We start from the raw sequence: 12979 nt of genomic DNA, 5'->3' as shown, positions 1-12979 counted from the left end.
TATGAATTTAAGATAATAGTAGTGGTGGGTGTACTCCTGAACGTCTAAATGCGAAATAAGTAGTATAATATGGACATCTAGGAATAAACTTGAATAAAGAGATTGCTAGTTTTGTTTTCTTTCTAAAGTGGCAATCACAATGACAAGGTTTACTATTTGTAGTAATCTCAGCAATAGAGATTAGTAGTTCTGGTGGATCTTCATCCTCCAGGCAGTCTACATTTTTAGATGAGCTATATCGTAAAGTCTTTTTCGCAATAGTCGTTTGGCTTTCTATAATGTTTTGTACACTATGTGCTAATATACTTGAAAATGTAAAATAGCTTTTTCCAAAACCTTTTGGTGACTTCACAACAATCCTTTCATAAAAATTTAGAAGGGAAGTATAGCCAATGAAAACTAAACTTAATTTAAAATAAGTTAAAATTCCCAAAAAACTTAAGGTCTAGTTTGAAATTTACATTCGTAACACTTTTCCCAAATTTAGTAGAACCATACTTCCAAGACTCTATTTTAAAAAGAGCAGTTGAATCAAACTTTGTTAGTTATGAGTTTTATAATCCAAGAGATTTTACAACTAATAAACATAATAAAGTTGACAAACAAATGGTTGGAGGTGGAGCAGGTATGCTTATGACTCCACAACCACTTTTTGATTGTCTTGATAAAATAAAAGAGCAAAATGAAGATGCTTATATTATTTTCCCTTTAGCTGCTGCAAAACCTTTTAATCAGAATGATGCAAAAAGACTTGCTAATAAAAAGAATATTGTATTTGTTAGTGGAAGATATGAAGGAATTGATGAAAGAGTTATTGAGAAATATGCAAATGAAGTATTTTCGATAGGTGAATTTGTATTAACAGGTGGAGAATTACCATCTTTGGTTATGGCTGATGCAATTTCAAGAAATGTGGATGGAGTTTTAGGAAATGCAGACTCTTTAGTAATGGAGAGTTACGAGAATAATTTGCTTGAAGCTCCTTCTTTTTCAAAACCAGAAAATTTCAATAATTTAAGTGTCGTTAAAGAATTCTTAAAGGGTAATCATAGTAAAATTGCCACCTTAAAATATAATCTGGCTATTTGCAAGACAAAATATTTTAGACCAGATTTAGTTACTAATAAAAAAATCAAAATTAAAGAGTGATACCCCGCAACTTGCAAATGCGGGCACTTTCACCAAAGGTAAAGACATGAAAAACAGATACATTGCAGCTTTTGAAGCAGCGCAAATTGCAAACAAAGAGATTCCTCAGTTCAGAGCTGGAGATACAGTAAGATTAGGTGTTGAGATTAAAGAAGGTGAAAAACAAAGAGTTCAAACTTTCGAAGGTATTGTAATAGCAAGAGCTGGAAACGGTGTTGATGCTACATTTACAGTAAGAAAAATCGGTGCTAACTCTGTTGGTGTTGAAAGAATCTTCCCATTATATTCTGAGTCTTTAAAATCTTTTGAAGTAATTAGAAGAGGTAGAGTAAGAAGAGCTAAACTTCACTACTTAAGAGGATTAAAAGGTAAAGCTGCAAGAATTAAAGAGCTTAAAAAGTAATTAACTAAGGTTAACCCCTTAGTTTAATACTATGTCAAAGATATTAATTCATACTACCTCGAAGGTAGAAGCCCAACCAATCGTAGATTTTTTTAATTTAAAAGAATTAAACGATACTAGAAAAAATATATACTCTAATGATGATATTTTACTTATAATTTCAGGTGTGAGTAAAGACGAAATATCAGAATCTTTAAGTTATATTTTTGAAAACTTCGAAATTTCTAAGGCTTTTGATTTAAGCATTGCTTCTTGTAGTGATGGTTCTATTGCTTTAGGAACACTTTTTTGTACAAATAGATTCATTTTCGGACTTAACTTTGCAAATATTACTACTGTTGAAGAGAATTTAGAAACTGATGAGAACTTAGAAACTTTATTAGTTGATAAACAAGCTTCATTTTTTAAAGATAGTTGTAAAGAGAAAATCAAAGATTTCTATATTTTAAAAATAGTATCAGATTACTTTGATGAACAAAGACCTTCAAATGAACAGATATTTGAACTTATAAATAACTCCATTGAAAGATGGAAAAAACTAATTTAGGAAACAAATGTTAGCAGATATAGTAAACTTTATAGTAGATACAGTAGGTAGCTTAGGTTACATGGGAATATTTATTATGATGTTTCTAGAAAGCTCATTTTTTCCTTTCCCCTCAGAAGTTGTGATGATTCCAGCAGGTTATTTAGCCTATAAAGGAGAGATGAATCTTTTCCTTGCCATTTTCTTTGGTATTTTAGGTTCTCTTGCTGGAGCACTTCTAAACTATTTCTTAGCTATTAAATTTGGTAGAGTATTTTTAATCAGATATGGAAAATACTTTTTTATAAAAGAAGAAACTATTGATAAAATGGAAGAGTTTTTCAAAAGTCATGGGCATATATCAACTTTCTCAGGAAGATTAATCCCTGCTGTAAGACAATATATCTCATTCCCTGCTGGACTTGCTAGAATGAATATTTTTATTTTCTCAATATATACAACTTTAGGTGCAGCAATTTGGGTTGTTGTTTTAGCTTTACTTGGATACTTCATTGGTGATAATGAAGCTTTAGTGAAAGAGTATCTAAGATATATAATAGTTGGAATTTTATTTGCTTTAGCAGCACTTGCTTATTGGTATTATAAAAAAACTAAAAAACAAAAAGTTTAAGAAATAAACATATAACTTTTATGTTACAATTCTTTTTTTAAAGGATTTAACATTAATACTCAATCAACGGCATATAAATATGCATTAATAGCAATATTTTTTTGGTCTACAGTAGCAACTGCTTTTAAAGTATCTTTAGAGTACTTAACTCCTTATGAGTTAGTTCTTTATGCTTCAATATCTTCTACTTTAGTTTTATCCTTTGTGATTATGTATGAAAAGAAGTTTTCTTTAGTTAAACAATATATTAAAGAGAATTTTAAAACAGTTTTTTTATTAGGGCTTATTAATCCTTTTTTATATTATGTTGTTTTGTTTAAAGCATATGATTTGCTTCCTGCTCAAGAAGCACAAGCTATCAACTATACATGGGCTTTAATGCTTGCTTTTTTATCGGTGATATTTTTAAAGCAGAAACTTACTATAAATGATATTGTTGCAGGTATTATATGTTATTTTGGTGTTCTTATTATTTCTACAAAAGGTGAACCATTTTCTTTAAACTTCTCCAATTTAGATGGTGTTTTTTTAGCTTTACTTTCAACAGTATTATGGTCTATGTATTGGATTTTGAATACAAAATCTAAAGTTGACCCAATTGTTGGTTTATTTAGTAACTTCTTGATTTCACTTCCTATTATCATAGTTTATTTTGTTTTTACTCAACCTTTACAACTGCCTTCATTAAATGGAATATTAGCTGCAAGTTATGTTGGTATGTTTGAAATGGGTATTACTTTTCTATTTTGGTTAAAAGCGATGCAAAATGCAACTTCTACATCAAAAATAGCAAATTTGATTTTTATATCACCTTTTCTATCTTTAATATTTATATATTTTATCGTAGGCGAAAAGATTTATATTTCAACTGTTATTGGCTTAAGCACTATTGTTTTTGGTCTAGTAATTCAACAATTGAAAACTAGTAAAAATAGCTAAAATAGCTCTATAAATAGCATTAAAATAGCATTTGCAACTTTTTTGTAACAATTGTCTAAAAACTATATAATTTATAGATAAAATTTAAGAATCAGTTAAGTTTTGCTATGAAATAATGACTAAAGAAAAATTAGTAGTACAAAAAGTATTACTAAAAAATATTTATAGAAGTTGAAAATGGCAAAGCAAAAAAATAAAAGAACAGTAATTCAAAAAGTTATTAATACACATTTAAATAGTAATAAAAAAGAGATATCTCAATTAACTATTAAAATTGATAAAAGACTAGATAATGCTTTAGTTGTTTTAAGTCAATCTTTAAATATTTCTAAAAATAGGTTAATTGAAGATATTCTATATGAAAGTGGAATTATTCAAGAAGTTGACGAAAACTATATAGGAGAAGAAAATGCATAATTTCCCTTCTCAAAACGATGTAATTGATGCAGTAATTAATGGAATAAAAACTGCGAAAAAAAACTATTCTTTCTGGACAGCGGATGAGTTATACTTATCTTATGCTCCACCAAAGTTTTTAACTATTCATGTATCTCAAGAAATAGCAAAACTTCAAAATCCACCAGAGATTTTTATTGATGCAACAATCGCAGATATTCTTAGATGTTCACTTCCTAAAAGAGACGCTTTTAGAGATTTTATGAAAAAGAAGTATTTAACACCTGATGTTATTTGTCTTACTTTAGATGAAAGATTTGAGCATAAGAGTGATAATGATTCTGTTTCAAGAGTAATTATGAGTATTAAAAATGGTGTTAGAAATGTTCAAGAAGAGTATAAAAATGATGTTGAAACAATGTGTAAAATGATTGAACGAGATAACAAAGAAGATTCAACATTAGATTATGCTGTTTTTGCATTTTATTTAGATATTTCAAATACAGCAAGAAAAAAGAGTGAAAAAAGGCTTGAAGAGATAATTGAAGCCTTTGACAAAATTGTAGGTACACATAAAAACCTGAAATCAAGTTTTAAAGGAGGCGATATTAATAAAATCGAAAACATCGGTGAGTGGTGTGTAGGTTGCTATATAATTGAGCCTACAGTTTAGAAAATAAATAAAATTAAATTCAATAAAGGAGAGATATATGAATTTTAAAAAATTAACTGGTGCTATTGCACTAAGTGCTGTTGTAGCAAGCTCATTAGTAGCTGCTGATACTGTTAAGATTGGTGTTCAAGCACCAATTACTGGAAAGTATGCAAATGAAGGTCAAGGAATTGATCAATTTGTAAAACTAATTGTAAATGAGAAAAATGCACAAGGTGGATTATTAGGTAAACAAATCGAAGTTGTTACTTGTGATGATGAAGCAAAAGCTCAAAAAGCTGCTGTTTGTGCTAAAAAATTAGTAAATGAAGGTGTATTTGCAGTAATTGGATCTTATACATCAGGTGCTACTCAAGCAGCTCAAACTACTTACTACAGAAACAAAGTATTACAAACTTCAGATGGAACATCTGATGATTTAATCAAGAAAAAATATTGGACTTTCTTTAGAAACTCATTCCCTAACTCAGCACAAAGTGATTTTACTGCTGAATATATGGTAAATACAAAAAAATATGAAAGAATTGTTGTTTTATCTGACTACTCGTCATACTCAACTGGACTTGGTGATGCTACTGAAGCTTCTATCAAAAAGTTAGGTGGAAATGTTGTATTTAGAGGTAAAATCAAATCAGGAACTCAAAACTTTACAGCAATGTTAACAAAAATTAAAGCAATGAATCCAGATGTAATTTACTACTCAGGTTACTACACTGATGGTGGATTATTAAGAGCTCAACAAGCACAATTAGGAATTAATGCTGATTTCGTTGGTGGTGATTCAAATGATAACCCTGACTTCTTAAAACTTGCTGGAAAAGCAGCTGAAGGAACAACTTTAATTAACTTCCCAACGCCAGATATCTTACCTTATAAAGAGGCTAAAAAATATTTAGCTATGTATGAAGATACATATAAAATGAAGCCACCTTCAATTTGGGCAGTTGTTAACGCAGATGGTTTAAGAGCTATCATGCATGGTGTTGAGCACACAAAATCTTTTGATACTAAAAAGATTTCAGATTACTTACATACTTTAAAAGATTACCCAGGTATTACAGGACCTGTAACATTTAGAGAAGATGGTGAAAGAATTGGTGCTAAATTTATGGTTTATAACATTCAAAAAGATGGATCTTACAAAGTAGTAGGACAATAAATTTAAGGTAAAAAATGGATATTTTTCTTCAACAGTTAATTAATGGTTTAACTATAGGAAGTTTGTATGCATTGGTAGCTTTAGGTTATACAATGGTTTACGGTGTGATGAGGTTAATCAACTTCGCACACGGTGACCTTGTTGCCTTCTCTGCTTATGTTGGACTTACTATTTTCACATCTTTTTATGGTTCAAATGCATTAAATTTAGTAAACATTGTAATAGTGTTTTGTTTAACAGCTATCGTTGTAGCGTTTGTGGGTGTTCTTCTTGAGCGTCTTGCATATAGACCTTTAAGAACGGCACCAAGGTTAAGTGCAGTTGTTTCAGCACTTGGAGCGTCACTAGTAATTCAAAATGGAATTATGTTAATTTGGGGACCAAACATGGAAATTTTCCCGTCTAATGTTTTCCCTGACACATCTTGGACATTTGGAACTGTAGTGATTTCATTTACTCAATTAGTAATTCTAGCATTATCAGCTGTTTTAATGATTGGACTTTATATTTTTATTAATAAAACAAAAGTTGGTACTGCAATTAGAGCAACTGCAATTGACCAAGATGCAGCGAAGTTAATGGGTATCAATGTAAATAGAATTATTATGACTATTTTCATTATTGGTTCTATGCTTGGTGCAATTGGTGGTTTATTTATTGGTATTTACTATAGAGGTTTAACATTTGATATGGGATGGCTTTATGGTTTAAATGCATTTATTGCAGCAATTATTGGTGGAATTGGTTCTATTCCTGGAGCAATGCTTGGTGGTTTATTACTTGGATTATTTAATGCAATGATTGCAGGATATATCTCAACTGAATGGGCTGAGACATTTACATTTATTCTGTTAATTATAATTTTAATTGTAAGACCAACTGGTATTCTTGGTGAAAAAACGGCGGAGAAAGTATAATGAATAATAAAAATATTTTATTTGGCTTTGTAGTTATTATGGCCGTTTTCCCATTTTTAGTTGATTCTGCTTGGTTATCAATTGGTATTACATTTTTAGTATTCTCTGTTGTGGCTTTTTCTCAAGATATTATTCTTGGACGAGCTGGTATTTTTAATATGGGGCATGCCATCTTCTTTGGTATTGGTGCATATACAACAGCTATTTTAAATGTACACTTTGGATTAGAAATTATTGCAACTATTCCATTTGCAATTATTTTCCCAGCAATTATTGCAGTTTTATTAGCAGGTCCAATTATCCACTTAAGAGGAGATTATCTTCTAGTTGCAACAATTGGATTTAATATCATTTTTGAACAAGTTTTATCAAATGATATATTTGGTTTAACAGGTGGTCCAAATGGTATTTTTGGAATTGATGTTGTAAGAATTTTTGGATATGAACTATTCTCTGATACAGCAATTTACTATATTGCATTTGGTTTATTATTATTAACTTTATTAGTAATTAGAAACTTAGATACATCTGCATATGGTAGAGCATTATATTACATCAATAAAGATGAAATTGCTGCTAAATCAATGGGAATTAATATTTCATATTACAAACTATTTGCCTTTGCATTAGGTGCTGCTATTGCAGGTGCGGCAGGTGCTGTATTTGCTATTCAGTATTCAGCTGTATCTCCAGAGTCATTTAACTTTATGCAATCAGTAATGTTCTTTGCTATTGTACTTGTTGGTGGATCTGCTTCACTTCCAGGTGTAATTATAGGAACTTTTGTAATGTTCGTATTACCTGAGTTATTTACAGAATTTGAAGAATCAAGATACTTAATCTTTGGTGCAGCTATGGTTCTTACAATGATTTTAAGACCAAATGGTGTGTGGCCAGCTAAATTTGGAATCGTTCCAAAATTTATTAAAAATAAAGTATCAACTAACAAAGGAGATAAGTAATGAAATATGTATTAGAGATTGAAAATGTTTCAAAACTTTTCCATGGTTTAGTTGCTATTGATGATTTAACTATCAAAGTTAAGCCTGGTCAAATTTACGGAATTATCGGTCCAAATGGTGCAGGTAAAACAACGCTATTTAACTGTGTAACTGGTATTTATACTCCTGAAAAAGGAACTATTAAATATAAAGGTGAAAATATTACAGGAATGAGTCCTCATAAAATTGCTCAAAGAGGAGTTTTAAGAACATTCCAAAATATTAGACTTTTTAAAGAGATGAGTGTTGCTGAAAATATTATGGCAGGATGTCATACTAAAAGTGAACAAAAATGGTATCACTCAATTTTTCATACAAGTGCTTACAGAGCTGATGAAAAAAAGCACTGGGAAAAAGTTGAAGAACTTATGGAGTTTTTTAACTTGTCTGCATTTGCTATGACTCCAACAGGTGACTTATCTTATGGGGCTCAAAGAAAAGTTGAAATGGCAAGAGCACTTGCAGCAGATCCTGAGTTATTAATCTTAGATGAACCAGCAGCTGGTCTAAATGAAAATGAGACTATTGAGTTAACTGGAATTATTCAAAAGATTAAAGAAATGGGTCTTGGAATTATGATGATTGAACATGATATGGATATGGTTATGAGTTTAACTGACTATATTACAGTAATTAACTTTGGTAAAGAAATTTCACAAGGTGAGCCTTCATTTGTTCAAAGTGACCCAAGAGTAATTGAAGCATATATTGGTTCAGATGATGACGAGGAGGATGAATAATGGTAAATAATGAAATATTATTAGATATAAAAGATCTTCATGTATCATATGGAGCAATTGCAGCAATTAAAGGAATTTCTTTACAAGTAAGAAGAGGAGAGGTTGTTACAATTTTAGGTGCAAATGGTGCAGGTAAAACAACAACTCTTAGAACAATATCTGGACTTTTAAAAGCAAAATCTGGTCATATTATTTTTGATAAAAATGATATCACTTCAACACAGGCACATGATATAGTAACTCTTGGAATGTCTCATTCTCCAGAAGGTAGAAGAGTGTTTGGAACATTAACAGTTGAAGAAAATTTAATGATGGGAGCGTACACACTAAAAGATCATGACAAAGAGACTTTAGAATGGATTTATGACATTCTACCAAGATTAAAAGAGAGAAAAAAACAGTTAGCTGGTACATTATCAGGTGGTGAGCAACAAATGCTTGCAATTGGTAGAGCAATTATGTCTAAACCAAAACTTTTAATTTTAGATGAACCAAGTTTAGGTTTAGCACCTATTTTGATTAAAGCAATTTTCAAAGCTGTAAAAGAGATTGCTCAAAGTGGAGTAACTGTTCTTTTAGTTGAACAAAATGCAAAAGCTGCACTAAAACTTGCAGATAGAGCTTATGTTTTAGAAGTAGGGAAAATTACACATGCTGGAACAGCTGAAGAATTATTAAATTCTGAGACGATTCAAGAAGCGTATTTAGGGAAAAAACATTAATTAGTTAAACGAAGAAAAATATTAAGTAGCAAGAGGGGCATACTTGGCGGTTGCTCCCCTCTTACGAGCACAAATGAAAAGCGTGCGCTCTAAGCTACTTAAAATTCATTTAAAAAACAATAAATTTTAAGGAAAGATAGATGAAAAATGAACAAGAACTAATAGAATCATCAATTAAGTTAGCTCAAAAATGGCAAAACAGAGCAACTGAGCTTGTAAGTGACTGGGATAGAGAGTTTTATGTAAAGATGAATAAGATGCTTGAGCATCCAGAAGATAAAGCTTTATTAATTGAACTAATGGACCAATGTTTTAGATGTGAGTCAAATGAAAGAGTAGCTAATCAGATTATATTTTTATTAGAGAAACATGGAATGGCACATTTCTTTACTACTAAAGATAAGACGCTTTTATGGTTATTTAAAAACTTTGGTAAATTCTTACCTGATTTATCTGTTCCTATGTTTGTAAATCAAATTAGAGAAGATACAAAAACAGTAGTAATCAAAGGTGAAGAAGAGCCATTTAACAAACACCTTAAATTAAGAAAAGAAGAGGGAACTAGAGTAAATATTAACTTAATTGGTGAAGTAGTTCTTGGAGAAGAAGAGGCTGAGGAAAGAATCCAAAAATATTTAAAAGCTTTAGAAAATCCAAATATTGATTATATTTCTATTAAAATTTCAACTATATATTCTCAAATTAATCCATTAAATTTTGAGGGAACTGTTCAAACTTTGGTTAAAAAATTAACAAGAATTTATGAACAAGCAAAGAAATATCCTTATATTGCACCAGATGGTACAAAATCAAATAAATTTATTAATCTAGATATGGAAGAGTATAGAGATTTAGATATTACAGTTGAGGTATTTAAAAGAACACTTGCTCAACCACAATTTAAAGATTTTTATGCAGGGATTGTACTTCAAGCATATATTCCAGATTCATTCTTAGTTCAACAAGATTTATGTGCATGGGCTAAGAAAAGAGTTGAAGAGGGTGGAAGTCCTATTAAGTTTAGACTTGTAAAAGGTGCTAACATGGAGATGGAAGAAACAGAAGCCTCTCAAAAGCACTGGGAAATGGTAACTTATACTGATAAAAGTGATACAGATTCTAACTATAAAAGAATGATTAGATTTGCACTTCAAAGTGAAAATGCACCATTTATGCATGTTGGAACAGGTTCTCATAACTTATTCGAACAAGCTTTTGCCGTTGAGTTAGCAAGAGTAAATGAAACTTCAAAATATCATACAATTGAGATGCTTGAAGGTATGAGTGAGCCAGCAAGACTTGCTATTAAAGAGATTACAAAAAATGCAATTTTATATGCTCCAACAGCTTCAAAAGAGCAGTTTACAAATGCGATTGCTTATTTAGTTAGAAGACTTGATGAAAATACAGGTCCAAATAACTTTATTAGATATTCATTTGGTTTAGAAGTTGGTTCAAAAGATTGGAAAATGCAAGACCAATTATTTAGAAAATCTTTCGAAAATGAGAAAACTTCATTTGTTGGTGCAAAAAGACAGCAAAATAGATTAGAAGAAAAATGGGATGACTTTAATGGTTCTTCTTATGATACAGGCGATTACCATGCTGAAGCTGATACTGATTTTGTATTACCAAAAAATCAAGAGTGGGCAAGAAATATTGTAAAAAAATGGAAGTTCTCAAAAGATACAGAACATGAAATAACTCCTGTTGTAGTTGGTGGTGAGGATTTAACACAAGATAGAAAAATCGTTGAAGCTATTGACAAGTCTCAATTAAAAGAGGGTGTTTTAGCAGGTAAGTTTGCAAATGCAACTGCTGAAGATTTAAAAAGAGCAGTTGATGTTGCAAAAGCTGATGTTGACGGATGGAGAAATTTATCTCATAAACAAAGACATGCAATGCTTAAACAAGCAGCTATAAAAGTTAGACAGAGAAGAGATGATTTAATTGGTGTTGCGGCTGCTGAGGTTGGTAAAGTATTTACTGAAACTGATGTTGAAGTATCTGAAGCAGTTGACTTTATTGAGTTTTATTCACATAGTGCACAATACTGGGATAAATATGAAAACTTAGAGTTTAGTGGAAAAGGTGTAGGTGTAGTAGTACCACCTTGGAATTTCCCTGTTGCTATTCCTTTAGGTGGTGTAGCTTCTATTTTAGCTGCTGGCAATACTGTTATCATTAAGCCTGCGTCAGTTGCTGCATTAACAGCATACGAAATGTGTAAATGTTTCTGGGATGCTGGTATTTCTAAAAATGTTTTACAGTTTGTTCCTTGTCCGGGAGCTCTTGCTGGTGAGCATTTAATAGCAAATAAAGATGTTGATTTTGTAATTTTAACTGGTGGTGAAGATACAGCATATAATATGTTAGAAACAAGACCTGATTTATTCTTAACTGCTGAAACTGGTGGAAAAGATGCAACTATTGTTACAAATATGGCAGATAGAGACCAAGCTGTTAAAAATGTATGTTTAAGTGCATTTAATAACTCAGGTCAAAAGTGTAGTGCTACTTCACTTCTTGTATTAGAAGAAGAAGTTTATAATGACAAAGCCTTTAGAAAAGCTTTAGTTGATACAGCCTCATCTATGAGTGTTGGTTCTGTTTGGGATTTTTCAAATAGAATTGGAACATTAGCAAATAAAGTTAGTGGTGCACTTGAAAAAGCTATTAATGAGCTTGAAGATGGTGAAGAATGGGCATTAAAACCTTCATATGCTGATGATAATGAGTATATGTTAAAACCTGCAATTAAGTGGGGTGTAAAAGAGGGTGCATTTATTCATAAAAATGAGTTATTTGGACCAGTACTTGCTGTTATGAAAGCAAATGATTTAAAACACGCAGTTGAGATTGTAAACTCTACTGGATATGGTTTAACATCAGGAATTGAATCTTTAGATGAAAGAGAAGTTGCGTACTGGAAAGCAAACTTAAAAGCTGGTAACCTATATATCAATAGAGGAACTACAGGTGCGATAGTTTTAAGACAACCATTTGGTGGTATGGGTAAATCTGCAATTGGTGCAGGTAGAAAAGTAGGTATTTATAATTATATTACTCAATTTGTTGATTATACTGAAACTAAAACACCAAGTGTAAGTAGAAGATATAGTTCTGATTTAGCAAGTTTTATTGAAAGTTGTTCAAAAACTCATCATAACAAAGAGGATTTTGAGAAGTTATCAATTGCTTTACAGTCTTACTATGAAAACTATGAAAATGAATTTAGCGTAGAAAAAGATTATTGTAAAGTAAGAGGAGAGGATAATCACTTTAGATATATTCCTTTAGAAAATGTTTTAATTAGAGTATCTGATGATGATACAATCTTTGAAGCTGTTTCAAGAGTTTTAGCTGCAAGAGTTGCTGGAGTTCATTTTAAAGTTTCGATTGAAAATAATAGTCTTGTAAAAGAGTTTTTAGAAAAAAATAAAGAAGAATTATTTACTTCAAGAGATGGCTTAGTTGTTCAAAGTGAAGAGAAAATGATGAAAAATATCTCTTCATATGATAGAGTAATTTACTCAGATATTGCAAAAGTTAGTCCTGCTGTATTTGAAGAAGCTAATAAATCAGTAACTTTTATCGTAAGACAAAAACCAATGATGGAAGGAAGATTAGAACTTCTAAACTACTTCATTGAACAATCAGTTTCTCACTCTTTCCATAGATATGGAAATATAGGAGCTAGAGAACACAAAAAATAAGAGAATT

General features: G+C 30.8%; 14 protein-coding genes. 13 read left to right on the top strand and 1 reads right to left on the bottom strand.

Annotated elements, in window-relative coordinates; translation table 11 throughout:
* Positions 1–7: 7 nt before the first annotated feature.
* Positions 8–352: a hypothetical protein gene (locus ACH5BF_RS05325; protein WP_423273169.1), complete on the bottom strand. Its 345-nt coding sequence runs from the start codon at positions 350–352 to the stop codon at positions 8–10.
* Between the two features lie 98 nt (positions 353–450).
* Here ACH5BF_RS05325 and trmD point away from each other — a divergent pair, with 98 nt between their 5' ends.
* The 13 genes from trmD to ACH5BF_RS05260 all read left to right on the top strand — a co-directional run bounded on the left by trmD (position 451) and on the right by ACH5BF_RS05260 (position 12972).
* Entirely contained in the window at positions 451–1149 is a 699-nt protein-coding gene (gene trmD / locus ACH5BF_RS05320) for a tRNA (guanosine(37)-N1)-methyltransferase TrmD (RefSeq protein WP_423273168.1), read from the top strand.
* A gap of 46 nt (positions 1150–1195) precedes the next feature.
* Entirely contained in the window at positions 1196–1552 is a 357-nt protein-coding gene (gene rplS / locus ACH5BF_RS05315) for a 50S ribosomal protein L19 (protein ID WP_423273167.1), read from the top strand.
* Positions 1553–1583: 31 nt separating this feature from the next.
* Complete coding sequence (locus ACH5BF_RS05310; RefSeq protein WP_423273166.1) at positions 1584–2099, top strand: hypothetical protein; 516 nt, start codon at positions 1584–1586, stop codon at positions 2097–2099.
* 7 nt (positions 2100–2106) lie between these two features.
* The gene (locus ACH5BF_RS05305; RefSeq protein WP_423273165.1) at positions 2107–2709 is read left to right on the top strand and encodes a DedA family protein; all 603 of its coding nucleotides are present in this window, start codon (positions 2107–2109) and stop codon (positions 2707–2709) included.
* Between the two features lie 51 nt (positions 2710–2760).
* A complete protein-coding gene (locus ACH5BF_RS05300) occupies positions 2761–3648 on the top strand; it encodes a DMT family transporter (protein WP_423273224.1) in 888 nt (295 codons plus the stop codon).
* Between the two features lie 177 nt (positions 3649–3825).
* Entirely contained in the window at positions 3826–4065 is a 240-nt protein-coding gene (locus tag ACH5BF_RS05295; RefSeq protein ID WP_423273164.1) for a hypothetical protein, read from the top strand.
* On the top strand, positions 4058–4717 hold the full coding sequence (locus tag ACH5BF_RS05290) for a hypothetical protein (RefSeq protein ID WP_423273163.1): 660 nt from the start codon (positions 4058–4060) through the stop codon (positions 4715–4717). Before ACH5BF_RS05295 ends, ACH5BF_RS05290 begins: the two co-directional genes overlap by 8 nt.
* Positions 4718–4754: 37 nt before the next feature.
* A complete protein-coding gene (locus ACH5BF_RS05285; RefSeq protein WP_423273162.1) occupies positions 4755–5876 on the top strand; it encodes a branched-chain amino acid ABC transporter substrate-binding protein in 1122 nt (373 codons plus the stop codon).
* Positions 5877–5890: 14 nt separating this feature from the next.
* Positions 5891–6793 (top strand): branched-chain amino acid ABC transporter permease, encoded by a 903-nt coding sequence (locus ACH5BF_RS05280; protein WP_423273161.1) that lies wholly within the window; start codon positions 5891–5893, stop codon positions 6791–6793.
* Positions 6793–7755 carry a branched-chain amino acid ABC transporter permease gene (locus tag ACH5BF_RS05275; RefSeq protein WP_423273160.1) on the top strand — a complete coding sequence of 321 codons (963 nt, stop codon included), beginning with the start codon at positions 6793–6795 and terminating at the stop codon, positions 7753–7755. Before ACH5BF_RS05280 ends, ACH5BF_RS05275 begins: the two co-directional genes overlap by 1 nt.
* Positions 7755–8534, top strand: coding sequence for an ABC transporter ATP-binding protein (locus tag ACH5BF_RS05270; protein ID WP_423273159.1), 780 nt, complete (start codon positions 7755–7757; stop codon positions 8532–8534). The genes ACH5BF_RS05275 and ACH5BF_RS05270 overlap by 1 nt, the downstream gene beginning before the upstream one ends.
* Positions 8534–9256 (top strand): ABC transporter ATP-binding protein, encoded by a 723-nt coding sequence (locus tag ACH5BF_RS05265; protein ID WP_423273158.1) that lies wholly within the window; start codon positions 8534–8536, stop codon positions 9254–9256. The genes ACH5BF_RS05270 and ACH5BF_RS05265 overlap by 1 nt, the downstream gene beginning before the upstream one ends.
* A 140-nt stretch (positions 9257–9396) precedes the next feature.
* Positions 9397–12972 carry a proline dehydrogenase family protein gene (locus tag ACH5BF_RS05260; protein WP_423273157.1) on the top strand — a complete coding sequence of 1192 codons (3576 nt, stop codon included), beginning with the start codon at positions 9397–9399 and terminating at the stop codon, positions 12970–12972.
* Positions 12973–12979: the final 7 nt, after the last annotated feature.

Origin of the sequence: Arcobacter pernae (assembly GCF_049472135.1) — a bacterium.
Classification (GTDB): domain Bacteria; phylum Campylobacterota; class Campylobacteria; order Campylobacterales; family Arcobacteraceae; genus Arcobacter_B.
Note: the sequence above shows the minus strand (reverse complement) of the source record. Positions and strands in the feature narration are given on the sequence as shown.

What these genes read in the sequence shown, in the direction of transcription:
- ACH5BF_RS05285 (WP_423273162.1), top strand. Translation starts at nt 4,755, where the DNA reads ATGAATTTTAAAAAATTAACTGGTGCTATTGCACTAAGTGCTGTTGTA.
- ACH5BF_RS05305 (WP_423273165.1), top strand. Translation starts at nt 2,107, where the DNA reads ATGTTAGCAGATATAGTAAACTTTATAGTAGATACAGTAGGTAGCTTA.
- ACH5BF_RS05295 (WP_423273164.1), top strand. Translation starts at nt 3,826, where the DNA reads ATGGCAAAGCAAAAAAATAAAAGAACAGTAATTCAAAAAGTTATTAAT.
- ACH5BF_RS05290 (WP_423273163.1), top strand. Translation starts at nt 4,058, where the DNA reads ATGCATAATTTCCCTTCTCAAAACGATGTAATTGATGCAGTAATTAAT.
- ACH5BF_RS05275 (WP_423273160.1), top strand. Translation starts at nt 6,793, where the DNA reads ATGAATAATAAAAATATTTTATTTGGCTTTGTAGTTATTATGGCCGTT.
- ACH5BF_RS05260 (WP_423273157.1), top strand. Translation starts at nt 9,397, where the DNA reads ATGAAAAATGAACAAGAACTAATAGAATCATCAATTAAGTTAGCTCAA.
- ACH5BF_RS05310 (WP_423273166.1), top strand. Translation starts at nt 1,584, where the DNA reads ATGTCAAAGATATTAATTCATACTACCTCGAAGGTAGAAGCCCAACCA.
- ACH5BF_RS05280 (WP_423273161.1), top strand. Translation starts at nt 5,891, where the DNA reads ATGGATATTTTTCTTCAACAGTTAATTAATGGTTTAACTATAGGAAGT.
- ACH5BF_RS05265 (WP_423273158.1), top strand. Translation starts at nt 8,534, where the DNA reads ATGGTAAATAATGAAATATTATTAGATATAAAAGATCTTCATGTATCA.
- rplS (WP_423273167.1), top strand. Translation starts at nt 1,196, where the DNA reads ATGAAAAACAGATACATTGCAGCTTTTGAAGCAGCGCAAATTGCAAAC.
- ACH5BF_RS05270 (WP_423273159.1), top strand. Translation starts at nt 7,755, where the DNA reads ATGAAATATGTATTAGAGATTGAAAATGTTTCAAAACTTTTCCATGGT.